General features: G+C 69.5%; 22 protein-coding genes and 1 pseudogene. 14 read left to right on the top strand and 9 right to left on the bottom strand.

The window, feature by feature from the left end; translation table 11 throughout:
- Position 1: 1 nt before the first annotated feature.
- Positions 2-682 (bottom strand): TetR/AcrR family transcriptional regulator, encoded by a 681-nt coding sequence (locus tag ACQP2Y_RS13780; RefSeq protein WP_433727969.1) that lies wholly within the window; start codon positions 680-682, stop codon positions 2-4.
- A 146-nt stretch (positions 683-828) separates the two neighbouring features.
- Here ACQP2Y_RS13780 and ACQP2Y_RS13775 point away from each other — a divergent pair, with 146 nt between their 5' ends.
- The 3 genes from ACQP2Y_RS13775 to ACQP2Y_RS13765 all read left to right on the top strand — a co-directional run bounded on the left by ACQP2Y_RS13775 (position 829) and on the right by ACQP2Y_RS13765 (position 2072).
- Positions 829-1284 (top strand): NAD(P)-dependent alcohol dehydrogenase, encoded by a 456-nt coding sequence (locus ACQP2Y_RS13775; protein ID WP_433727967.1) that lies wholly within the window; start codon positions 829-831, stop codon positions 1282-1284.
- Between the two features lie 5 nt (positions 1285-1289).
- Entirely contained in the window at positions 1290-1412 is a 123-nt protein-coding gene (locus ACQP2Y_RS13770) for a zinc-binding dehydrogenase (RefSeq protein ID WP_433727965.1), read from the top strand.
- A 66-nt stretch (positions 1413-1478) separates the two neighbouring features.
- A complete protein-coding gene (locus ACQP2Y_RS13765; RefSeq protein WP_433727962.1) occupies positions 1479-2072 on the top strand; it encodes a DUF4386 domain-containing protein in 594 nt (197 codons plus the stop codon).
- Between the two features lie 132 nt (positions 2073-2204).
- On the opposite strand, the gene ACQP2Y_RS13760 is transcribed toward ACQP2Y_RS13765, so the two are convergent.
- Positions 2205-2801, bottom strand: a complete 597-nt coding sequence (locus ACQP2Y_RS13760) for a helix-turn-helix domain-containing protein (RefSeq protein ID WP_433727960.1) — start codon at positions 2799-2801, stop codon at positions 2205-2207.
- A gap of 77 nt (positions 2802-2878) precedes the next feature.
- Between ACQP2Y_RS13760 and ACQP2Y_RS13755 the strand changes: the two genes are divergently transcribed.
- Genes ACQP2Y_RS13755 through ACQP2Y_RS13745 form a run of 3 tightly spaced genes read left to right on the top strand, consistent with a single transcriptional unit; the run spans position 2879 to position 4501 of the window.
- On the top strand, positions 2879-3808 hold the full coding sequence (locus ACQP2Y_RS13755; protein ID WP_433727958.1) for an NAD(P)/FAD-dependent oxidoreductase: 930 nt from the start codon (positions 2879-2881) through the stop codon (positions 3806-3808).
- A 13-nt stretch (positions 3809-3821) separates the two neighbouring features.
- On the top strand, positions 3822-4052 hold the full coding sequence (locus ACQP2Y_RS13750; protein ID WP_433727955.1) for a hypothetical protein: 231 nt from the start codon (positions 3822-3824) through the stop codon (positions 4050-4052).
- On the top strand, positions 4049-4501 hold the full coding sequence (locus ACQP2Y_RS13745) for a hypothetical protein (protein ID WP_433727953.1): 453 nt from the start codon (positions 4049-4051) through the stop codon (positions 4499-4501). Before ACQP2Y_RS13750 ends, ACQP2Y_RS13745 begins: the two co-directional genes overlap by 4 nt.
- Positions 4502-4800: 299 nt before the next feature.
- Here ACQP2Y_RS13745 and ACQP2Y_RS13740 read toward each other — a convergent pair whose 3' ends face one another.
- Positions 4801-5478 (bottom strand): response regulator, encoded by a 678-nt coding sequence (locus ACQP2Y_RS13740; RefSeq protein WP_433727951.1) that lies wholly within the window; start codon positions 5476-5478, stop codon positions 4801-4803.
- Positions 5475-6578 (bottom strand): sensor histidine kinase, encoded by a 1104-nt coding sequence (locus tag ACQP2Y_RS13735; protein WP_433727948.1) that lies wholly within the window; start codon positions 6576-6578, stop codon positions 5475-5477. Before ACQP2Y_RS13735 ends, ACQP2Y_RS13740 begins: the two co-directional genes overlap by 4 nt.
- A 245-nt stretch (positions 6579-6823) precedes the next feature.
- Here ACQP2Y_RS13735 and ACQP2Y_RS13730 point away from each other — a divergent pair, with 245 nt between their 5' ends.
- Positions 6824-8029 (top strand): alpha/beta hydrolase family protein, encoded by a 1206-nt coding sequence (locus ACQP2Y_RS13730; protein WP_433727946.1) that lies wholly within the window; start codon positions 6824-6826, stop codon positions 8027-8029.
- Positions 8030-8092: 63 nt separating this feature from the next.
- On the opposite strand, the pseudogene ACQP2Y_RS13725 reads toward ACQP2Y_RS13730, so the two are convergent.
- Both ACQP2Y_RS13725 and ACQP2Y_RS13720 read right to left on the bottom strand, forming a co-directional pair.
- Positions 8093-8230: pseudogene (locus ACQP2Y_RS13725) on the bottom strand (hypothetical protein); the annotation flags it as partial.
- A 129-nt stretch (positions 8231-8359) separates the two neighbouring features.
- Positions 8360-9574, bottom strand: coding sequence for an alpha/beta hydrolase family protein (locus ACQP2Y_RS13720; RefSeq protein WP_433727944.1), 1215 nt, complete (start codon positions 9572-9574; stop codon positions 8360-8362).
- A gap of 480 nt (positions 9575-10054) precedes the next feature.
- On the opposite strand from ACQP2Y_RS13720, the gene ACQP2Y_RS13715 reads away from it, so the two are divergent.
- The 3 genes from ACQP2Y_RS13715 to ACQP2Y_RS13705 all read left to right on the top strand — a co-directional run bounded on the left by ACQP2Y_RS13715 (position 10055) and on the right by ACQP2Y_RS13705 (position 14791).
- Entirely contained in the window at positions 10055-11143 is a 1089-nt protein-coding gene (locus ACQP2Y_RS13715; protein WP_433727942.1) for a cellulose-binding domain-containing protein, read from the top strand.
- A gap of 211 nt (positions 11144-11354) precedes the next feature.
- Positions 11355-13121, top strand: a complete 1767-nt coding sequence (locus ACQP2Y_RS13710) for an RICIN domain-containing protein (protein WP_433727940.1) — start codon at positions 11355-11357, stop codon at positions 13119-13121.
- Between the two features lie 545 nt (positions 13122-13666).
- Positions 13667-14791: a cellulose binding domain-containing protein gene (locus ACQP2Y_RS13705; protein ID WP_433727938.1), complete on the top strand. Its 1125-nt coding sequence runs from the start codon at positions 13667-13669 to the stop codon at positions 14789-14791.
- A gap of 384 nt (positions 14792-15175) precedes the next feature.
- Here the strand turns inward: ACQP2Y_RS13705 and ACQP2Y_RS13700 are convergent, their stop codons facing one another.
- Positions 15176-16087 (bottom strand): alpha/beta fold hydrolase, encoded by a 912-nt coding sequence (locus ACQP2Y_RS13700; protein WP_433727936.1) that lies wholly within the window; start codon positions 16085-16087, stop codon positions 15176-15178.
- Here ACQP2Y_RS13700 and ACQP2Y_RS13695 point away from each other — a divergent pair.
- From ACQP2Y_RS13695 to ACQP2Y_RS13685, 3 genes are all read left to right on the top strand, one after another.
- Positions 16062-16751, top strand: coding sequence for a TetR/AcrR family transcriptional regulator (locus tag ACQP2Y_RS13695; RefSeq protein WP_433731937.1), 690 nt, complete (start codon positions 16062-16064; stop codon positions 16749-16751). The genes ACQP2Y_RS13700 and ACQP2Y_RS13695 overlap by 26 nt on opposite strands.
- Positions 16752-16772: 21 nt before the next feature.
- Positions 16773-18482, top strand: coding sequence for a carboxylesterase/lipase family protein (locus ACQP2Y_RS13690; RefSeq protein WP_433727934.1), 1710 nt, complete (start codon positions 16773-16775; stop codon positions 18480-18482).
- Between the two features lie 205 nt (positions 18483-18687).
- The gene (locus tag ACQP2Y_RS13685) at positions 18688-19185 is read left to right on the top strand and encodes an NUDIX domain-containing protein (RefSeq protein ID WP_433727932.1); all 498 of its coding nucleotides are present in this window, start codon (positions 18688-18690) and stop codon (positions 19183-19185) included.
- A gap of 201 nt (positions 19186-19386) precedes the next feature.
- On the opposite strand, the gene ACQP2Y_RS13680 is transcribed toward ACQP2Y_RS13685, so the two are convergent.
- Together ACQP2Y_RS13680 and ACQP2Y_RS13675 are read right to left on the bottom strand one after the other, a co-directional pair.
- On the bottom strand, positions 19387-19995 hold the full coding sequence (locus ACQP2Y_RS13680; protein WP_433727930.1) for a hypothetical protein: 609 nt from the start codon (positions 19993-19995) through the stop codon (positions 19387-19389).
- A gap of 175 nt (positions 19996-20170) precedes the next feature.
- Positions 20171-20788 carry a CGNR zinc finger domain-containing protein gene (locus tag ACQP2Y_RS13675; protein ID WP_433727928.1) on the bottom strand — a complete coding sequence of 206 codons (618 nt, stop codon included), beginning with the start codon at positions 20786-20788 and terminating at the stop codon, positions 20171-20173.
- Here ACQP2Y_RS13675 and ACQP2Y_RS13670 point away from each other — a divergent pair.
- On the top strand, positions 20787-22094 hold the full coding sequence (locus ACQP2Y_RS13670; RefSeq protein WP_433727926.1) for an MFS transporter: 1308 nt from the start codon (positions 20787-20789) through the stop codon (positions 22092-22094). The genes ACQP2Y_RS13675 and ACQP2Y_RS13670 overlap by 2 nt on opposite strands.
- The last annotated feature ends 4 nt before the right edge of the window (positions 22095-22098 follow it).

Below are 22098 nucleotides of genomic sequence, written 5' to 3'. Positions count from 1 at the left end.
GCTACCTGGCGCCGGCGAGCGAACGAGTCAGCCCGTCAAGGACCAGTTCGAGTCCGAATTCGAACTCCTGACCGAAGTCGTAGCCGGGCTGGAGGATGTGCTCGGTCGAGAACTCGCTCAGGTGCGGGTAGTCCTCGGCGAGGTACTGCAGCATCATCGATCCGGCAACCTCGGCGACGGTCTCCGGGCCGTTGATCGGCAGCGACGCCTCCGAGAGGGCGAAGCCGTAGATGTAACTGTCGAGCAGGGCATACGCGTGGGCGGTCATGGCCACTGAGAACCCTGCTCCGCGCAGCGTGCCGATGACCGCGTTGTGGTGCCGAAGGGTGGCCGGGCCGGGGTGGGTCCGTGACTGCAGCAACGCGATCGACCAGGGGTGGCGCTTGAGCACGTGGCGCGCGGAGCAGGCTCGTCGCTTCATCTCCGACCGCCACCCGCCGCTGGTGGACGGTAGCTCGATCTCGCTGAACACCAGGTCCACGATGCCGTCGATGATCTCGCTCTTGTTGGCCACGTGGTGGTAGAGAGCCATGGGTTTGACCCCGAGATGGTCGGCGAGCAGGCGCATCGTCAGGGAGTCGACGCCCTCGGCGTCAGCGACGGCCAGGGCTCCGTTGAGGACACGCTCCCGGCTCAGGGGCACCCGCTTCTCGGCTGGACTATTTGTCGCTTTTCTTGGCATCGCGTCTCCACCCATGGCGCTCCCGTACTTTGTACGGTACGTTCCCGTACTAAGTATGGTAGCCCACCTGGCGTTACCGACTTCGCCTAGGAGGACCCCGTGTCCACCACCGACCAAGCTGTCACCCCGCCACCGGGGAGAACGATGTGCTCATCCGGGTCCGCGCCGCCGGCACCCACATCGGCGACTGGCACCTGATGACCGGCCGGCCCTGTCTGATGCGCATCATGGGCTTCGGCCTGCGCGCCCCCAAGACCCGCGTCCGCGGCACCGACGTGGCCGGGACGGTCGTCGCGGTGGGCGCCCACGTGACGGGAGTCCAGGTCGGCGACGAGGTGTTCGGGACGTGCGATGGTTCGTTCGCCGAGTACGCAACGGCCCGCCCGGACACCCTTGCCCCCAAACCGGCCAACCTGTCGTTCGTACAGGCCGCAGCCGTACCCACCTCAGCGGCCACCGCCCTCGCCGCCGTCCGCGACGCAGGTCACGTCACCGCGGGGCAGAAGGTCCTGGTCATCGGTGCGTCGGGCGGGGTCGGCCTGTTCGCCGTGCAGATCGCCAAGGCGCTCGGTGCCGAAGTGACCGGCGTCTGCAGGCCCTGACGCAGTTGATCGACGCGGGCCAGGTCACGCCGATCATCGACACGACCTATCCGCTGAGCGACACACCGGACGCCATCCGGCGGCTGTGCGCGGGTCAGGCCCGCGGAAAGCTCGCCGTCCAGATCTGAGGCAAGACCGAGAAAGCCCAGCCCAATTCGAGGAGAGCCATGTCAAGAAGGAAGATCGCCATCACCGTGGGCGTGTTGTTCTTCGTCCAGATGGCCACCGCCATGGTGGGAACATCGCTGATCCAGGCATTCGTGGACGGCAACAGCGAACGGGCACCGCTGACAGCGGGCGTCCTCCTGATGATCGGTTCCGGCCTCGCTGTCGCCGGCATCGGACTTCTGATGTACCAGGTCCTGAAAGAGGTCAACCAGAAGATCGCGCTGTGGTACCCGGTGCTCCGGATCGTCGAGCTCGCCGTGTCCACCGCCTGCGGGCTCTATCTGCTCATCCAGTCGCAGGTGGTCCCGAATCACCTCCTCTGGGTCTACATCCCGACGGGCATCGGAGGCTTGGTGCTCAACTACCTCCTTTTCGTTTCCCGGCTGGTTCCCCGGCCCATCGCCGTGCTCGGCCTTGTCGGCTACGGCCTGTTCTCGCTGGGCGTGCCCTTGGACCTGCTCGGCGTGCTCGACATGAACCAAGGCACCGGCATGACAGTCCTGATTCCCGGATTCCTGTTCGAGTTCGTCGTCCTGCCGATCTGGCTTATCGCCAAGGGCTTCACCGCGCCCGCCCGGCCCGCGGCCGTCCCGTCACCGGCACTCGCGACAGTCAGCTGACCCAGCATCCGTCTTGCTCCGGCGCACGACGCGGGTCGCCGGAGTACCGGATCGCAACCCGCCGACGGGCCCGTACCAGCCCTCGTCGATGACCGCGCCAACACCGCGGTGCGAGGAGCGCCGCGGGCTGGATCAGTGCGCTGCTTGCTGGTCGCCTGATTCAGCGCGAACGTGGATGCGCTCCCCCGGCCTGCCGAAGATGCTCAGGACCTCTGCCGGGCCTTCACCGGTACTGCCGAACCAGTGCGGCAGCTGGGTGTCGAACTCGGCCGCCTCGCCCACATCGAGCACGAAGTCCCGGTCGCCGAGGATCAGCCGCATCCGGCCGGACAGCACGTACAACCACTCGTAACCCTCGTGTGCCCGCGGTTTCGGCGTCGACTGGCTCGCCGGGATGACGATTTTCCACGCCTGGACGCCGTTCGGCTGCTGGGTCAGCGGGAGCACCGTGCGACCGTGCACCCGTCGTGGTTTGAGCCGGATCCGCGGGTCCCCCACCTCGGGGGCGCCGACGAGATCGTCCAGCGGCACCCGGTAGGCCAGCGCGAGCGGGAGCAGCAGCTCCAGGCTCGGCCGGCGCTGGCCGTTCTCCAGGCGCGACAGGGTGCTCTTGGAAATGCCGGTGCGCTCCGCCAAGTCGCTCAGGGTGACGTCGCGCTGGGCGCGGATCCGCTTGAGCCGCGGCCCAACCAGGTCGAGCGCCGCGGCGATCTGCGATAAGTCGTCCACCGGCTCATCCCACCCCGGCGTCCCGGAAATAGCAACAAACATTGCTGCGGTACGCCGGGCGCGCGCACGCTCTGCCCATGAGCGAGTACGACGTAGTGATCATCGGAGGTGGAGCCGCCGGCCTCTCGGCGGCTCTGGTCCTCGCCCGCGCCCGCCGCCGCGTCGCCGTCATCGACGCCGGCGCACCGCGCAACGCCCCAGCCGCCCACATGCACGGTTTCCTCTCCCGCGACGGCCTTGCGCCGCAGGACCTGCTCGCCATCGGGCGCACGGAAGTGGAGAGCTACGGCGGCCGGCTGATCGACGGCCGGGTGACCGGCATCGAGCCCGACACGGGCACCGGCTTTCACGTATCGCTGGCCGGCGGCGTCCCGTTGCGCGCCCGCCGCCTGCTGATCGCCACCGGTCTGCGCGACGAACTCCCGGACCTCCCGGGCGTACGTGAACGCTGGGGCCGGGACCTGCTGCACTGCCCCTACTGCCACGGCTACGAGGTCCGCGACCAGCCGGTCGCCGTGCTGGGCGGTACGCCGGACGCCGTTGCCCACGCCCACCTCATCCGGCAATGGTCCGCCGACCTCATCCTCTTTCCCCACACCGACACCCTGACCGCCGACCAGCGCCACCAGCTGACCGCCCGGGCCATCGGCGTCGTCGACGGCCCGGTGCGCCGCCTCGTCGTGACCGACGACCGGCTGACCGGCGTCGAACTCCAGGACGGCCGCGTCATCCCCCGCGTCGCGGTGTTCGTGCGCCCTGTCTTCGTACCCGAAAACGATTTGCTCTTGACCTTGGGCTGCGCTGTGGACGACCGCGGATGGGTCGTGACCGACGCGACCGGCCGCACCACCACCCCCGGCGTCTGGGTGGCGGGCAACGCGGCCAACCCGCGCGCCCAGGTCATCACCGCCGCGGGCGAAGGATCCACCGCCGCCATCGCGATCAACGCGGACCTGGTCGACGACGACCTCCGTAACGCGACCCATGACCACCCGATCAATCTGTAGAGGAGTTCCGACCATGTCCCACCGACCACCGTCGAAGCACCAGCTGGCCCTGATGATCTGGCTGGCCGTGTTCCCCACCCTTGTCGTCCTCAACCTGGCGCTGAGCGGCCTGCTGGACGGACTGCCCGTCGTCGTGCGGACCTTCATCCTGGTCACGATCGCGGTACCGATCGTGATCTACGGCCTCATGCCCCAGCTCCACCGGATCCGCGCACGGCTGGTCACTCTTACGGAGTCATCATGACGTCCGTACAGCAACCGGCACCGGCGATACCGCGTACGGGGCAACTCGCCCTGTGGCAGGTGAACCTGCTCCGGATCGGTTACCTCGTCATGGGGGTCGGCCTCGCCGTGTACAAGTGGCCCCTGCTGTTCGCCGACAAGCCGTGGGGTCTGGCGCAGGGCACCGTCGAGTGCATGCTCGTGGCGATGTCGATCCTGGCACTGCTCGGCCTCCGGCACCCCCAGCGGATGCTGCCCATCCTGCTGTTCGAAGTCGCGTGGAAGCTGCTCTGGCTCGGCATCGTTGCCCTGCCGGCCTGGCTGGACAACCAGCTCGACAGTGCCACCCGCGATCAGGCAGCGACGGTCGCCTGGGTCGCGATCATCATCGCCGTCATCCCCTGGCGCCACGTGCTCACCCACTACGTGTTGGCACCGGGGGAACCATGGCGCCGGAGCGGGTCGGCATGACAGCCGGCGACTGATGGTCCAGCATGGCGTCCCGCCCGGTGACGGTCGGGGCGTTGGCGCGTCCGGATTCCTGCTGAAGGACGCGCCACCGGTGCGCATCATCACAGCGGTGCACGCCATCGCAGCCGGCGACGCGCTGGTTGCGCCGCAAATCACCCGCCGGCTCATCGAGGCGTACTCCGACGCACTACGCCGAGCCAGGCACCGCGTACCAGCTTGCCGGGTTCCCGTCCTGCCGACCGACCTGGGCTCCGGAAGTCCGCCTGAGCCCGGGTTCGGGGATCGGCAGGGTCGAACAATCAGGACGGCCGGCGCCCGGACCGTGGCCGGGCCAGTCCCGCGTCGAAGGCCAGGATCACCAGTTGGATGCGGTCGCGGACGCCGAGCTTGGTCAGCAGGCTGGAGACGTGGGTTTTCGCCGTCGCAGGGCTGATGTGCAGCCGTTGTGCTATCTCGGGGTTGGACAGCCCTTCCGCCACCAGACCGAGCACCTCCCGCTCCCGGGTGGTGATCGCGGCCAAGGGGTCGGATCCGGGTCGCGGCGGTTCCGAAGTGCGGGCGGCGACGAACTGGTCGATCAACTTGCGGGTGATGGTAGGGGCGAGCAGCGCCTCGCCGGCGGCGACCACCCGGATGGCTGCCAGCAGGGCGGCCGGCGGCGAGCTCTTGAGCAGGAATCCACTGGCGCCGCCGTGCAGTGCCGCGTAGACGTATTCGTTCAGATCGAAGGTGGACAGGATGAGCACCCGGACGGTGGTGGACCCGGTGATCAGGCGGGTGGCCTCGAGCCCGTCGAGGTCGGGCATTCGGATGTCCATCAGCACCACGTCGGGCAGCTCCTGGCAGGCGAGCCGGACGGCGTCGACGCCGTTGCCCGCCGCACCGATCACGGTGAGGTCCGCGGCGGTGTCCACGATGCCGCACAGGCCGGCGCGGACCAGCTCCTGGTCCTCGGCTACCACCACTCGGATCGTCACGGGGCCGCGCCTGCGGCGCCGGCCGGTAGCGGAAGGCGCGCCGACACCCGGAAGCCGCCGCAGGACCGAGGAGCGGCGGTGAACCGGCCGCCGTACACGGCCACCCGTTCCCGCATGCCGACCAAGCCGTGCCCGCCCGGGGTCACGGGTCCGCCCCGTCCGGCGTCGATCACCTCGATGCACAGCTCCCGGGCCTGGTAGTCGATGGTGACTGCGCCGGTGTCCGTGCCGGCGTGCCGCACGATGTTGGTCAGCGCCTCCTGCACGATGCGGTACGCCGTCAAATCCAGACCCGCCGGCAACCGGAACGGCGAGCCGGTCACCTGGTAGCTGACATGGACCCCGGCCCCGGCCGTCTGGGTGAAGAGGCGGTGCAGGCTGTCCAGCCCGGGCGCCGGGGACAGGGCGGCCGGCGACCCCGACTCGTTGCGCATCACCCCCAGCAACCGCCGTAACTCGGTCAGCGCTTCCCGGCCGGCTTCCTCCACGGCGGCGAGCGCGGCCCTGGCCCGCTCGGGCTGGTCGTCGAAGACCAGGAACCCGTAGCCCGCCTGCACCGTCACGACGCCCATGCTCTGCGCCACCACGTCGTGCAACTCCCGGGCGATCCGCAGCCGCTCCTCGGTGAACGCCCGCTGGGTGCGTTCCGCGTCGGCCGCCGCTCGTTCGAGCTCGTAACACCGAAGCGCTTCGCGGTACGCACGACGCTGCCGGACCGTGTACCCGAGGGTCCACGCCGTGACCGGCCCCAGCGTCAGCAGGGCCACGACACCGATCCGGACGGCGTCGAGCCACGGCGCCCAGAACAGGGCGACCGGTGCGGGCAGCAGGGTGACGGCCAGAGCGGCGAGCGAGGTCCGCACCGCCCGCGTGCTCGCCACCAGATAGAGCACGGACGACCAGCTCAGCGCCGCCGCCCAGAGCGGCAGGCACAGCGGTGCGACCAGCAGCAGCACGGCCAGCGCGAGCACCGGGCGACGGCGACGCTGATCGAGAGCCAGCCCTACGACCAGCACACCCGGCACGGCCGCCGGGTCGTCGCGCACCACCGCGTACAGGATCAACACGGCCACGAAGCTCACCGCGACGAGCCGATCCACCGGATGTCCTCCGGCCGCGAGCAGCCGCGGCGGACGAGGTTCAGCGGTCACAGGGCTCAAGGTACGGCCGGGCCTCCCTCACCCGCATCGGCCGCCCGGCGTAGGCCGGTCGGCCGGTACCTGGCGAGCCGGCCCGTCGCGCCTCGCCCGCGCGGCCCACCGGAGCCTGCTGCCGCGGGCCGATGTTTCCGCGCCGGCCATTCACCACGATGAGGCGAGTCACCCGACGTCCATCTGGAGGAGAAATGACAAGCACCATTGCGGCATCGCCCCGCCGTGGCCGGCGACCACTGGCGATCCTGGCCGCCGCCGTCGCTGCGGTGGCCGTTACCGGCGGCGCGGCCGCCGCCGCGACCGGTCCGGCGGCGGCGGTCCCGGCGGCCGATCCGGTCCGGCTGACGCTCCCGGCGCCGACCGGACCGGCCCCGGTCGGCACCGTGTCGCTGCACCTGGTCGACCGTTCCCGTCCGGATCCGTGGGCCGGGCCGGGGCGGTACCGGGAGCTGATGATCAGCCTGTGGTACCCGACCCATCCGGGCGACCACCACCCGGTGGCGCCGTGGCTGACGGCCGGCGCGGGCGCCGCGGTGCTCGCCTCGGAGGACATCCCACCCGGCAAGGTCGTCCTGCCCCTGACCCACGGGCACGAAGGCTCGCCCGTGCGACGTGGCCATCCACTGCCGGTGGTGCTGTACTCGCCCGGCAACGACGCGATCCGCTCCGGTAACACCGTGGTCGTGGAGCAACTGGCCAGCCACGGCTACCTGGTGGTCACGATCGACCACACCTACGACGGCGTGGTTGAGTTTCCGGACGGCCGGGTCGTCACGCCGCTGCCCGACGGGCCGCACAGCACCGACATATACCAGCTGAGACTCGCCGACACCCGCTTCGTGCTGGACACCCTCGCGAGGTTGCACGCCGGCCGCAACCCGGATGCCGAGCACCGGCCCCTGCCCACCGGACTGGCCGGCGGCTTCGATCTGCACGCGATCGGCATGGTCGGGACGTCGGCGGGCGGCGCCACCACGGCATCGGCGATGTACGCCGACCGTCGCATCAAAGCCGGGCTCAGCCTGGACGGTCCGGTGCTCGGCCCGGTCGTGGGCGCCGGACTGGACCGGCCGTACATGCTGATGGAAGCGAAGATCAACCGGCCGGACTACCCGGACCTCGACGCCTTCTGGTCCCGGTTGCGCGGCTGGCATCTGGAGCTCCGGGTTACCGGCGCCAAGCACCTGTCCTACAGCGACTACGAAGCCCTGCTACCGCAGCTCGCCGACGTGCTCGGCATCGATCCCGCCGACCAGATCGGCTCGCTGGACCCGACCCGGGGCATCGCCGTGCAGCAGGCGTATCCGCTGGCGTTCTTCGACCGGCACCTGCGCCACCGCGGGCACCTGCTGGACGGCCCGTCGGCGCAGTATCCGGAGGTCATGATCGTTCCCTAGGCGCGGGTAGATCAGCGGGTCTCGCAGCGGTGCCCGGCGTGCGACCTCCACCTCCGTGCCCGCCGCGAAGCCGAGGTCTTCCAGGCGCCGCACGATCGACGGCGGCGCGGCCACAGCGAAGCCCGTGAGCAGGGCACGGCAGCCGGGCGCCAGCTGAGCAAGGGTCACGATCGGGCCGGAAGGGCGGGCATCGCCGGTCATCCGGGATGGCCGGACGACCGCGGGGGTTCCTCGAGTCGCCCACCCACTATAGGTGAGCCTGCCTTTACCACCTACATCCTGTCGGACAATATGTTCCAGGCCCGTGCGGGAAACGGTCACCGTCGTCCGTCAGCGCGGCAGATGCCGGACGCGCACCTCGGGATAGGGACTCCCACCTGTATCCAGCACTACGGACCTACGCCCGAGCATCGCCTGGTCAAGGAACGCCGTCACCAGGAAGCTGGTGATGGTGAGCGCTCGCCGCCCGTCGAGCGAGCCCAGCGCGAGGAACCGGCGCAGCGGCGTCGCCAGGTAGTAGGCGGCGTAGTCGGTGAAGTCGAAGTGCGCGGTGCCGTCGACGGTGAACGCCCACACCGGGCCGCTGCTCGCGGCGATCAACGACTGCGCCACCGCGAGGTCGTCCCGGTCGTCCCGGCCGGACGGGGCGCACCCGCCGGTCACGCAGGAATTCTCATGCCCCAGAACCAGCGTCGGTGGGCGCAGACCTTTCCGGGCGACGGGACCGAACTGGGTGCCGTCCATGTCGACCGCACCGGCGCAGGCCGGATCACTGCGGCACGCTTCCAGTGCCGCGGCCCCACCGAAGGAATGACCGATGTAGGCCACCCGGGTGGCGTCGATGTGACCCGCGAGGGCCCCGCCGCGATCAAGCGCCGCAACTTCGGCGGCAACGAAGTGGGCGTCGGCCGCCCATATCCCGACGAGCCGGTCGGCTTGCGCGCCGAGTTCTCCGGAGTGGCTGCCCAGCTCCGGTGGATTGCCGGCCTTCTCGGCACCGACGATCCTGCCGCCGAGCACGGTCAGGTTGGCGCTGTAGGTGGGAGTGACCGCGGCGACCATGAAGCCGTGCCCCGCGAGGCTTTCGGCGAGCACCGAGTATTGCGGGGCGGAAAAGCCCATTCCGGGTTCCAGTACCACGATGGGGAATCGCCCGGGGGCCACCGGCGCATCCTCGTACGCGCCGTTGCGGATCGCGGTGAAGTCGGACTCGGCCCAGCCCACCGGAGCGGCAAGATGAAGTCGCGCCCAGGGTCCCGGCGCGTACGGCGCCGGGCGCATGTCGCCGCCCGCGACAGCCGGGTACCACAACCAGACGGCCAACCGGCGCGGCGTGCCGGCAACGGGCGCGAGCGGATCGACGCGAGCCGGGTCGGTCCACTCCACCCGCGAACGTCCCACCAGATACGGCCCGGACGCGACAGGGAGCGCGACGGGCCTGACATGGCGGACGGCAACGTAGGAGACATAGCCGGCCACGATCAACGCCATGACGATCGCCACGATTCCGAGGCGGCGTACGACCGGCCGGCGCGGCTTGGTCAAGACACCCATGATGGCCTCAGCGTAGGTACAGCATGCCCGCATCGCCGGACCGCGCCCGGTCGCGTCTGCCGGGCGGCAGGTATCACCCGCTAGGCGGAGTCGTCAAAGGGTCATAGCCATCGTCGGCACAGTAGGAGCCGAGCCGGTCGAAGTCCTTGGCCTCCATGGCATCGAAGTAGTCGGTCAGCAGGTCGATGGTGGCCTGGTCGGCTCAAGGCATGACAGGCGGGGGCGACCCACGCCCGACCGCCGCGCGCCGGCCGTTGCAGGGCCATGACCTGATGCCGCAACGCGCATTGCCAGCCGGAGTTCCGAAACCTTTCGGCACTCCGTCACAGACTATGTCCAGCTGAATGCCGGGTACATCTATCGACAAGCATCGATTACTGCTATCTTCCGAAAACGATTTCGTCGTGCTCCGCACACACGGGCCGGGACAAGGGCGCGCCCGGAGCCGGCCTCGATCAGGAAGGAAACGAGATGGCACTCAGACGCACTCGGCGCCTCTTGGCAGCCGTGCTCGCGGTCGGCCTGGGCGCGACACTCTCGGTCATGACGATGACGGCGCATGCCGCCGCCGCCGGCTGCCAGGTGTCGTACACGGTCGGTTCGCAATGGCAGGGCGGTTTCGGCGCCTCCGTGGCAGTGACCAACCTCGGTGACCCGATCAACGGGTGGACGCTGCGATGGTCGTTCGGCGCCGGGCAGACCGTCGGCCAGGCGTGGAACGCCACCGTGACCCAGTCCGGGGCGACGGTCACCGCGGCAGGCGTGAGCTACAACGCGGCGCTGGCCACCGGCGCAAGCGCGTCGTTCGGCTTCAACGGAACCTGGACCGGGTCGAACCCGGTGCCGACCGGCTTCACCCTGAACAACGTCGCCTGCACCGGCAGCACTACCACGACGCCCCCGACGACCCCGCCTACCACCAGACCGACCACGACGCCGACGGCCGCCCCGACCACGGCGCCGCCGAACGGAACGCCGCCGGCCAGGACTGTCCGGGTCTACTGGCTCAGGCCCACCGACAAGGCGTTCGACCAGCGGTACCCCGACGGCATCACCAGCGTCATGAAGGAAGCGCAACGGTTCTTCAAGGCTCAGCTCGGCAAGACGTTCACGCTGAACACCCCGGTCGTCGAGGTGGTCAACGGCCTGCACGACACGAACTGGTACATCACCAACAACTGCACCGGCAGCGACCACTACTGGTGCGTGGTCGAGAACGGCCAGCGCGAACTGCAGCAGCGGTTCGGCGCCGACAGCCGGTGGATCAACGTCGAGGAGGTCAGCGCCGAGGAGACGAACAAGTCCGGCGGCGGTGGGGGCAACGGCTGGGTGCTGCTCAGCGGCCACGACGCGGACGGCGCCGCGGGTGTCAACGGCCCGATCAACCGCTGGTACGGCGGAATGGTCCACGAACTGGGCCACGCCTTCGGACTGCCCGACGCCACCTCGACCGACGGCACCTGCATGTCGGCCTCGCTCTACGACTACCCCAACTGCACTTTCAGCCAGACCCAGAAGAACGGCATCCTCAACGGTCCGTTCGCCAGTTTCCTGTCCTGACGAACGTCAACACGTACGCGGGTGGGGCGATCAGCCGCGATCGGCCCGCCCGCGCCCGGACCGCGCGCCCATCGATTGAAGGTTGTCTTATCTTCGGCTTAGTTGAGGGGTGCTGGGGTCCTCCGTTGTGAATCATCTGCGCCGGTCCTCGTTCACATATCTGGAGACGTCCTCGGTGAAAAAGCTCGTGTTCTCACGACGTTGGTTGTTCGTGTCCGTGGCTGCCACGGTCATGGCCGCAGGTGGCGGGTTCGCCGTGCTGACGGCCTCCGCCGCTACGATCACACCGGCGTTGCCCAACACGGTCGAGGCGGTGCACAGTGGCAAGTGCCTGTCCACCGCGGGTGCCGGCCAGCCGGTAACGCAGCAGGCCTGTTCCGCCGGGGCCGCCGCCCGGCAGGCATTGCGGCTCACCGCCGTCACCGGCGGTTACACGATCGCCCCGCTGAGCGGCACCGGCTGCCTGGCGGTGTCCACCGGCACCCCGATCCGGTTGGAAGCCACGTGCACCGGCGGTGCCGCGACGACATTCGTCGCGACCCGAGCCGGCGACGGCTACACGCTCAAGAACGTGCAGAACGGCCGGTGCGTCGACGTGTCCGGCCGGTCCACGGCGAACGGCGCCGCCGTCATCCACTGGAGATGCACCGGACAGACGAACCAGCAGTGGCGGCTGACGCTGCCTGCCGGGCCGTCGGCGTCGCCGACCGGCACCCCGAGCACGAGTACGGCGACGAGCACCTCGGCGCCGGCGGCCACGACGGCGAGCCCGTCCACCACCGCGACCCCGGGCCCGTCCGCCTCGACCGGCGCGGGGCCCGCCACGGGTGCCTGCGCCCGCCCGGCTGCCTCCACCCCGCAGGTGCGGGTCACCGACGTGAACGTCGGATCGGCGGTCACCGGTTACGGCGGCGAGGGCGACACCGAGCCGCTTCCGATGGCGATCGCGGCTACACCGGACGGCGGTTCGTGGCTGGCCTGGTTGGGCACCGACAGCAAGGTGTACCTCGGCCGGCTCGACTGCGACGACAAGCTCGTCGGCACGCCGACCAGCTTCGCGGGCATCGATCTGCAGGACGTGCAAGCCGACGCGACGGGCGGGGTGCTGCTGCTGACCCGCAGGGGCGATTGCCACACCGGCCCGCTGTGCGGAGGCGCGTCGAGCCCGTGCAACACGATGCACATGATCCGGTTCGACATGGCCGGTCACCAGGTGTGGGAGCAGCAGGTGACCAACCTGACCGACGCCCGGGGTGGCTACGACAACGGCGCCCGGTTCGTCTGGTGGTACCAGCACCACGGCCGGCTGGCCTCGGACGGCAGCAACTACGCAGCCTATTTCGGGGTGGCGATCACCATGCAGAACGGCAGCTGCGTGGACATCCACGAAGGTGACCGGATGCAGGTGGTCGACGCCAAGGGTGCGCTGGTCACCGGGCAAGGCTTCGACTTCGGGTGCAGCCACGCCTGGACCTCGCGGATCGTGTGGGACCCGAGGACGAGCAAATTCGTGATGGTGTGTGCCACCGACAACGGTTGCCGGATAGCGCAGCCCGCCCCGTACCGGACGGTGGCGGCGGGCACGTGTGACGGCACCTTGTTCGGCGGTGACCTGGTGCTGGCGAAGACCAGCGGCTACTGGACGGCGTGGAGCCAGGGCGGCACGGCGCGACTGGACCACTTCACGACGGGTGCGTCCGACCGGACGGTCACGACGGCCGCGGCGACCAGTCACCCCCATCTGGTGAGTTACGGCAACGACCGGATGCTGCTGGCCTGGCAGTCGGGCACGTCGATGCTGGCGCAGGTCTACGACGCCGGGACCGCGCAGACGGTGGGAGACCAGTTCACCATTGCCGTGCGCGACCACGACTACCTGGCGTTCAAGGCGTACGCGGACGGCAGCGCCGCCTATCCCGCCGCCGGCAGCAGCAGCACCTCCATCAGGATCGCCCGCGTGATGCCGCTCGTGGGCTGACCGCGAACCGCCGGCCCGGTGGGCGAGACTTCACCGCGTGGAGCAAGCCCATCGGGTCCGTGCCGGAACCGGCTCGCAGGCGACCGTCGGGAGCCGACGCACCGTCGAGGTCAGGCAGCCGAACCGCTTGTCGTTGATTGAGGCCGCTCGGCGAGCCCGGATGCCAACCCCGCCGCCGTGCCGGCCGACGGGTGTCGCGGGCACCGCCTCGTCGCCTGACCGGCAAGCGCACCCGACGAGGTTGCGTGTCGCGCAGTCGCGGCAGCGCACCGGTCAGCCAAACGCATTTGCTGCCGTCGATGTGCAGGGTTGTTAACAACACGCAGACGCTCTACCGTTGACAACGATGTCAGTCAATGAAGCACGGTAAGTGGCGTCCCGCTTCTTGCTGCCTGCATCGCACGCACCGCCCGGTCATTCAATTCCGATTCCCCCATCGGTCGACAAGAGGAGGTCTCTTCCCAAGCGCTGTCGACGCAGCCCCCTCAGCGTCACCATCCCCATCGGTGCGCGTTCCGCACGCGTGCCCAGCGAAAGGCACTCGGATGACACGTAGCAAGCGCCTCGGAGCAGCTGTCAGCATCGCCGTTCTGGCGGCCGGCGTCCTGGCATCTGCCCCCGCCGCCGCCTCCTCCCCCGCCCCGTTCCAGTTCCCTGAGAACGCCCGCCGACAGATTCCGCTCGTTCAGGCAGCCAGCGCCATCCGTAAGGAAATCGAGCGCAACGCCTACCCCGGGTACGCCGGGATCGAGCTTCAGGACAAGCAGGTTGTCGTGTGGTGGAAGGGCGCACTGCCCACCCGGATCAAGCAGACGATCGCCATCTCCCGGTCGGTCGCCCCCGTGCGAGTCGGCGCGGCCGAGAACTCTCTGACTGAGCTGCGGGCCGCGGGCGCCAGACTGCGTTCGGCGTACGCCGCGCAGCAGCCACGGATCAAGTACGCCGTGGACGGCAGCAAAATCGTCGTCGCCACGAGCGCGGGGACGGGCGTCACCCGGCTGGCCCCGGAGGTCGGGGTACCGGTCGAAGTCGTCGACCAGGGCGCGAAGGTGCTGACCAGCAGGCGCGACGACTGGGCGCCCTGGAAGAGCGGCGCCGACCAGATCAACGGCAATTCGCGCTGCACGACCGGCTTCCCCGTGCGCAACGGCAACAACGAACGGTTCATCCTGACCGCCGGACACTGCGGCAGCAACGGCAACCAGATCCGCGACGGCGTCGGCGAATTCATCGGTACGTTCACCGCCGACAACGACGGCCACGACATCGCCCTGATCAGCACCCCGGGCAACGTGGACAACGTCATGTACGTCGGCGGACTGGACAGCAACGTCGTCACCACCGTCGCCGGGTGGGACTGGACGTTCCCCGGCGAGTACCTCTGCCAGTCCGGCGGATCCTCCGCCCGCGACATCGGCGGTCCCGTGTGCGGACTGCGGGTCGAGAAGTACAACACCGACCCGGGCGACGCCGTCGAGGCCCGCCAGGTCGACGGCCAGCCGGCGGTACGCGGAGGCGACAGCGGCGGGCCCGTCTACGGCCCGGGCGCGAACGGCACAGTGATCGCCAAGGGCATCAACAACTACACCTACGTCGGCAACAACACCATCCTGGGCTTCCAGGACTTCGGCACCGCGACCCGCGACTACGGCATCTGGATCGTGGAGTAGCACCACAGCCGGTAAACGCGCCCGGCATTGACGTGGACCGGCTCCACAAGCGCCCATCTCGACGTGGGGCCGGCCCGTGCTCGCCACTGGCCGACTCCGCTGCGACATCGGGAACGGGAACGGGGCCACCGTGGACCTCTACGGGCATCTCGCCCCCCGACGCCGCCGACGACGGCGTGAGCGCCACCTGCGCGGTCCTCGACGCGGCCGGCGCCCACGCAGCCTGACCGCGGTTGCAGGATTCGTGCTCGGTGGACGTTCCCAACGCTGCGTGCGCTGAGATGGTGCAAACTACGCGGCGTCGTGAACGGGGCCCTTGAGCAAGAGCGCCGGGCGCCGGCAGCGCCGCAGTTCGATGGCGGGGTCCTTCGTTCCCGCAGCGCCTCAGTGGCGCCCGACGAAAGTGTTGATCGTGGAGGCGATGCGCTCCGGGAATTCACCGTTCAGTGCGTGGGTGGCCAGTGGCCAGGTCTCTACCGTGGCGGTCGGGAGTAGCCGGTGGGCGCGTTCCGCGGCTTTGGCCGGGTTGTGGATGATGCTGCGACCGGCGATGACGGCCAACGCGGGCACGGTGATCGAGCGCAGCCGTTCGTCGCTCGGGTATGTCGGTTGTGGCAGCATCGCGGCGAAGTCGCGCAGGCCCGACGCGATCAGTGCGGCGACCGGATCGGCGTCGGAGGCCTCGGCGCCCCCGGCGATCCAGCTCATGAGCTTGCGGCGCCACGGTCCGGGCATACCGGGAATCACCGCGCCGAGGGAGACGACGACGACCTTCCAGGTGATGCGCCCGAAGGTGTTCACCGGGTCGAGCACGGTAACCGACGCGAGCCTCCCGGGGCGGTGGCCGGCCAGATTCAGGGCGGTCCAGCCACCGAAGGACAGGCCCACGAGGTGAACCCGGTCGACGGGCAGCGCGGCGATCAGCTCGTCGAGCCAGGCGGCGTGGTCGGCGTCGCCGGTGACCGGTCTCGTCTGCACGGACAGGCCGGGCTCGCCCAGCAGGTCGATGCAGTAGGTGCCACGGGCGTCGACCAGGCCCGGCAGGTTGCCGGCCCACATGGGGCTGGCTGCGGCACGGCCCGGCAGCAGCAGCATCGGCTCGCGGGTGTCCGCACCGAACCGGTACACGCGCACCGAACCGAAGCTGGTGTCGATGTCCCACGTCTGCGCCGGCACGACGGGCAAAGCCGCGAACGCCGTGTCATAGGCGGTGCAGTAGCGCTGGTAGGCGGCCTCGTCGCGGAAATGGCCGAGCTTGCGCGCCTTGAACGTGCCGCCGATGTTGGGCCGCCTCATCGCCATCTCCTCATCTGTCGACTTCGATGCGATCCTACGCTGGCTGTGTTACTTTTTACTCGTGCAAGTAACTCGACGCACGTTCACGAACGAGGCGCGACGGGCGCAGATCGTCGAGCACGCCATCGAGACGATCGCCGAACTGGGCAGCGCCGGAGCCTCGTTCGCCCGGATCGCCCAGCGGGCGGGGCTCAGCAGCACACGACTGATCTCGTATCACTTCGCCGGCCGGGACGACCTGATGAACGAGGTGGCGCGACGGGTGCTCGCCGAGTTCGCCGCGTACGTCCACCCCCGCGTCGACGCGCAGACCACAGCGGCCGGTCAGCTGCGCGCGTTCATCGAAGCCAACCTCGACTTTTTGAACGAACACCGCACCTACTTGCGGGCCCTGGCCGCCATCCTCGGCAGCGCGGCGGGAGCCGGCGGCGCCTCCACCCGGGTTTCGGGCATCGCCACCTCTGACCAGGCCGCGATGGAGGAACTGTTCCGCGAGGGGCAACGCAACGGCGAGTTCCGCCGCTTCGACACCCGAGTGATGGCGGTGGCGGTGCTGGCCCTGCGCAACGCCGTCATCGGCCAACTCGCCGACGATCCCGCGCTGGACCTGGAGCCGTACCGGCGCGAATTGGTCCTGCTGATCGAGCTGGCCACCTGCAAGTGAGCACCCCGGAAGGGGACGAGCATGAGCGACCATCCGGCACGCATCGGCAACACAGACTCCGGCACCCCGGCACGGCGAGGCCATGACATGAAACGCCGGGCACCGGCCGTAACGCTGATCGCTGCTCTCGCCGTACTCGCGACGCCGACGGCCGGCGCGGTCGCTGTCGGCCGACAGGAGACCCCATCGACAAGCGGCAACGCCGTCGTGCGGATCGACGACGGCCCACTGCGCGGCACCGTCACCGCGCAGCACCGCGTTTTTCAGGGAATCCCGTACGCCGCCGCACCAACGGGAAATCTGCGCTGGCGCGCGCCCCAGCCGGTCACGCCGTGGACGCAGCTGAGGAACGCCACCGAGCCGGGCAGCCCCTGCCCGCAGCTGCCGTCGTCGTACGCGGATGTGAGCAGCGTGGACGAGGACTGCCTGATGCTGAACGTCACCGCACCCCGCGATGCCCACCGCGGTGCCCGCAAACCGGTCATGGTGTGGATCCACGGCGACGGCGCAGTCGGAGCCGGCCACTTCTTCAACGCCGACCGGTTGACCGCCGACGGTGACGTCATCGCGGTCACCATCAACTACCGCATGGGCGTCTTCGGCGGCTTCGGCCTTCCCGGACTGGCCGGCGCGGGCACCTTCGGCCTGCAGGACCAGCAGGCGGCGATGCGCTGGGTGCGGCACAACATCGACGCGTTCGGCGGCGATCCGCACAACGTCACGCTGTTCGGCGTGTCATACGGCGGCCTCGCCACCACCGCCCATCTGGTGGCACCGGGATCGAAGGGCCTGTTCGACCGGGCGATCATCGAGAGTGGCTTCGGGCTGATGGACATGCCCGCCGAATCCATGTTCCCAGGGCTCGGCGCACAGCCATGGTTCGGTTGGCGGCCGGAGACGGAGGCCAACGAAGCGGGAGCATGGGTCGCCGGCGAACTCGGCTGCGACCCGGCCGAACCCGCAGTCGCGCTGGCCTGCCTGCGTGCGCTCCCGGTCGAGACCATCCTGGCATTCCCGCAGGTGATGAACATCTTCCAGGCGATCGTCTACGGCGGACCCGCGCTGCCCGAGCTGCCTGCCACGGCTCTGCGCGAGGGGCGCTTCCATCGAGTTCCGGTGATATCCGGCGCGACCCGCGACGAGCACCGGACGTTCGTCGGACTGTTCCGGGTGCTCCCCGGCGATCCGGTCACCGCGCAGCAGTACCCGCAGCTGTTGTCGGCGGCGTTCGGCGCGGAGCAGGTCGACGCGATCCTGCGGCGTTACCCGCTCACCACCACCGAGTCACCCAGCATCACCTGGGCCGGCGTGCTCACCGACCGGATGTGGGCGCTCTCGACGTTCGCCCAGCATCGGGCGCTGGCCGCCCATGTGCCTACGTACACCTACGAGTTCGCCGACCGCGACGCGCCCGTGTACCTGCCGTTCCCGCAGGACTTCCCGGCCGGCGCCTACCACGCCGGCGACACACCGTACGTGTTCCGCGACAAGCAGTTCACCGACACCGCCACCGCACGGCAGATCAGGCTGTCCGACTTGATGATCCGTTACTGGACGAACTTCGCACGTACCGGTGACCCGGGCAGCGACGGCCTCCCCCGTTGGCCGCGGTTCCGCCCCACCGCGGGCGTACCGTATGTCCAGTCCCTCGCGCCGGACCACATCGGCCCGGTCGACTACGCCGCCGAACACCACCTCGACTTCTGGTCCGACCTGGACACCTCCCGGTGACCACGGCCGCGGCTCGCCCAGCTTGAGCACATCCCGACGGCGCCGAGGTCGTGGGGATCACCGGTCGGGCAATCACCCGCGTCCGGCTGCATCGCCACGACGTCGTCGAGGCGGAGGCACCTGCCAACCACTAGGTACACGCGCTAGGGATGCTGCTCGAGCCCGGCGGATGCCGATCGGTCGCGCCGGCCCTAGCATGATCTCCATGAGCGACGTCAACGCTGGTGAGCTACCTGAGCTGACGTTCGTACTCCCGACCATCCCGGCCTCCGCCGGAGCTCTGGTACGTGGTCGCAAGGGCCGATTGCTCATCCTGAAGCCGACGTACAAGGGCGGTTGGACGATCCCGGGTGGGATCGTCGAGATCGGCGAGTCACCCTGGGAGGCGTGTCGCCGCGAAACCAAGGAGGAGTGCGGCCTCGACGTCACCACGGGGCGGCTTGTCTGCGTGGATTTCCTGCGCCCACGGCCCGACCGTCCGGGCGGTATGCGCTTCCTGTTCGACTGCGGCGTCTTCGCCGACGCCGTCCTGGACACGGTGGTCATCCAACCGATCGAGATCGCCGAAAGCCGGATCCTGCCGATCGACACAGCGCTGCCTCTGCTCAGCGGACCGGTCCGACGTCGGGTACGCGCCGCCTGGAAGACAAAACAGGTGCGCTACCTCGAGGACGGCCGCCCTGTAGAGGGAGTCAACCCTTAACGGTCGGGAACCGGCGACCGCGCCAACGCCGCGTCGCTTCTTGGGCGGCGTCCTCGATCGGCTACAGAAGCCACCGACGCTCGGCGGGACGGCAGCGCGCCAAACCGCCGTCGCGGCCCGAGGCGTCGAGGGCGGTCTGGACGTCGGCGGGCACCGCACATGGTCAGGGTCGGCCGGTCGCAGCCGGCACGTCGGCCGCGCTCAGGCGTGACCGGCCACTCCCGAGCCCGCGAGCTTCTCGGCCACCCAAGAAGACAGATATTCGCCGTCGGTACGGTGCACTCCCCGCACCAGCCACGCAAGACCGGCTCCTGCCAGAGCGATCCCCGCACCGACGCCGACGACCACCGGCCCGATCAACGCCTCCCGAAACGACCCCTGCACCAGCGGCGCGACAGTGTCGTAGACACCGAGCAGCGCGATCAGCGCGCCGACGACGACTCCGGTCCAGAACGGAACCCGGCCCGACCGATCGCCATCCAGCGTGCACCGGATCTCACATCCGGCCGGGACCGCCACGATCTCCCCCCTCAGCGACGGCAACCGCAGGTGACGCACGAACCGTACCCGCAGCAACATCAGCCGGAATCCGCCGTCGCTGACATAGCCGTACACCACCCGGTCGTCGGGGACCATCATCGGCGCCCGTCGGAAAGCCTGGGCCCGGCTGACGACCGCCGCACCCAACCGCTGCTGCGCCGTCTGCGCCGGCACCGCCGAAACCAGGATGAACTCCTGATCTCGCCATCCGCGCACCAGACCGCTGACCCATCGCCCGAGCCACATCCCTTCAGTATCGACCCGCCGCACCAGCGGGCTCCAGTACGGCGCCTTCGTAACTGCCGTCCCGCCGGGCCGGAAGCCGTCCTGTGGCCGTTCGGTTGCACCTCACCGCCGACAAGGCCGCCACTCTGCTTCCTGCACCCTGACGCCCCGACCGGCACGCGCTGTGGTCGCCGTTCATCACGATCGCCGACAGGAGCGGCTATCCGGTTGTGCGGCGTCGGTCGCGCCAGGCCTCTTGCTTCGCGCGGTTGCCGCACAGCTTCATGGAGCACCACTTGCCGGTGCCGGCGCGCGAAGTGTCGTAGAACGCCCACCGGCAAGCATCGCTGGCACACACCTTGAGTCTCGGCCACGTGCCGGCGGTCATCGACTCGATGACGCGAAGAACCAGCTCGCCCAGCGCGCCGTCGACGCCGGCCGCGTGGGCCGTCAGTTGCCAATCGCGATCCGAGGTGAAGGACAGCGAGATGCCGGCCCGCTTCGCGACATCGTCCAGGACTGCCACCGTGGCAGCAGGCAGGGCGGCCTTGTTGTGGTTGGCCGAGGCCGCCGTACGCAATGCCTCCCGTAGCTCACGCGCTCGGCGAAGTTCGTCGTCGCTGACTGGTCGGTCCGGCCGCAGGCCGGCCGCGTTCAGCCAGACCCGCAACCCGGCAGCGTCCTGGAGGGCGTCGGTGCCGGCTTCTATGTCGAGGGTGTTGACGAATCGGCGGATCGGCTCCAGCCGATCCGGGGCCGCCATCGAGAGGCCGGTTGACATGCCTTCATAGTAACCAGCTTGTGTCCTCAACCGGTTAGTCATAACCTGATCGACCATGAAGCCGGTTACGGAGGAAGTGACAGACGACCATGAACCCCCGGCCCCCGCCTGGTCCAGCCGGAACTTCCGGCGGCTCTGGCGCGGATCTGCCGCCTCAACGCTCGGCAGCGAGGTCGCCGAGATCGCGCTGCCGCTGTTCGCGCTGGTGACGCTCTCCGCCTCCGCCGCGCAGGCGAGCACCTTACGAGTCGCCCAGTTCCTGCCCTTCCTGCTGGCCACCGTGCCGGTCGGCCTGCTCGTGGACCGGTTCCGGCACAGCCGCCTACGACTGATGGTCGGCGCAGACCTGGGGCGCGCGTTGCTCGTAGCGCTTCTTCCGGTCGCCGCGTGGACCGGGACGGCCGGCATGCCGACTCTCTACGTCGTGGTCTTCGCCGCCGCCGTGCTGACCGTCATCTACCAGATCGCCGACTTCGCAGTCCTGCCGACGATCGTCTCCGAGGGCCAGATCGTCGACGCCAACGGCAAACTCGCCGCGACGCAGTCCGCAGCCGAGATCGGCGGCCGCGGTATCGGTGCCCTGCTCGTCCAAGCCCTGTCCGCGCCCGTCGCCCTACTGCTCAACGCCGGCGGCTACCTCCTGTCGGCGATCTCCCTGAGCCGGATCCGCCTCGACGCTCCCACCGCGCAACCGGCCGACGATCAGCCGGCCGTCGGCGTTTCGGCACGCCGCGATCTGCTCCGCGGCATCCGCTTCACCGTCCGCCAACGCTTCGTACGACCGCTGCTCGGCGAGGCCACCACGTTCAACCTCTGCAACGAGATACTGCTGCTCGGCCTGATGCTGTACGCCGTCCGCGAAGCCCACCTGAGCCCCGTGGCCATCGGCGCGGTGTTCACCGCCGGCGGCATCGGCTCGTTCGCCGGCGCCTGGTTCGGTGCCCGATTCACCGCTCGCTTCGGGTACGGCCGAGTCCTGCTCGTCACCCTGGCCCTCGGCAACGGCGCACCCCTGGGCGTGCTGCTCGCCAACCGGACAGGATCAGAATCCGGGCTTCTCGCGCTGCTGTGCTCGATCTTCGTCGTCATGGGCATCGGCATCGGCATCGCCAACGTCCACGCCGTCAGCCTGCGCCAGGCAGCCACACCCGAAGCCCTGCGCGGCCAGGTCAACGCCGCCTACCGTCTGGTGTCCTGGGGTGCCATACCGGTAGGGGCCGCCCTCGGAGGCGTCATCGCGACACAGACCGACCCGTTCACCGCAATGGTGACCGGCGCGATCGGCGTGTCCGTGTCCACTCTATGGGTTGCTCTGTCGGCGGTCCCCGCACTCAGGAGCATCCACGACGCGGCCCAGTCGTGACACG

The sequence above is a fragment of the Actinoplanes sp. CA-051413 genome (genome assembly GCF_050955795.1).
GTDB lineage: Bacteria > Actinomycetota > Actinomycetes > Mycobacteriales > Micromonosporaceae > Actinoplanes.
The sequence above is the reverse complement of the archived record's forward strand: the minus strand, read 5'-3'. Positions and strand labels throughout refer to the sequence as shown.

Coding starts and splice junctions, on each gene's coding strand:
- ACQP2Y_RS13780 (WP_433727969.1), bottom strand. CDS start 682: ATGCCAAGAAAAGCGACAAATAGTCCAGCCGAGAAGCGGGTGCCCCTG.
- ACQP2Y_RS13755 (WP_433727958.1), top strand. CDS start 2,879: ATGAGCGAGTACGACGTAGTGATCATCGGAGGTGGAGCCGCCGGCCTC.
- ACQP2Y_RS13750 (WP_433727955.1), top strand. CDS start 3,822: ATGTCCCACCGACCACCGTCGAAGCACCAGCTGGCCCTGATGATCTGG.
- ACQP2Y_RS13745 (WP_433727953.1), top strand. CDS start 4,049: ATGACGTCCGTACAGCAACCGGCACCGGCGATACCGCGTACGGGGCAA.
- ACQP2Y_RS13730 (WP_433727946.1), top strand. CDS start 6,824: ATGACAAGCACCATTGCGGCATCGCCCCGCCGTGGCCGGCGACCACTG.
- ACQP2Y_RS13715 (WP_433727942.1), top strand. CDS start 10,055: ATGGCACTCAGACGCACTCGGCGCCTCTTGGCAGCCGTGCTCGCGGTC.
- ACQP2Y_RS13705 (WP_433727938.1), top strand. CDS start 13,667: ATGACACGTAGCAAGCGCCTCGGAGCAGCTGTCAGCATCGCCGTTCTG.
- ACQP2Y_RS13700 (WP_433727936.1), bottom strand. CDS start 16,087: ATGAGGCGGCCCAACATCGGCGGCACGTTCAAGGCGCGCAAGCTCGGC.
- ACQP2Y_RS13690 (WP_433727934.1), top strand. CDS start 16,773: ATGAGCGACCATCCGGCACGCATCGGCAACACAGACTCCGGCACCCCG.
- ACQP2Y_RS13685 (WP_433727932.1), top strand. CDS start 18,688: ATGAGCGACGTCAACGCTGGTGAGCTACCTGAGCTGACGTTCGTACTC.
- ACQP2Y_RS13670 (WP_433727926.1), top strand. CDS start 20,787: ATGAAGCCGGTTACGGAGGAAGTGACAGACGACCATGAACCCCCGGCC.
- ACQP2Y_RS13675 (WP_433727928.1), bottom strand. CDS start 20,788: ATGGTCGATCAGGTTATGACTAACCGGTTGAGGACACAAGCTGGTTAC.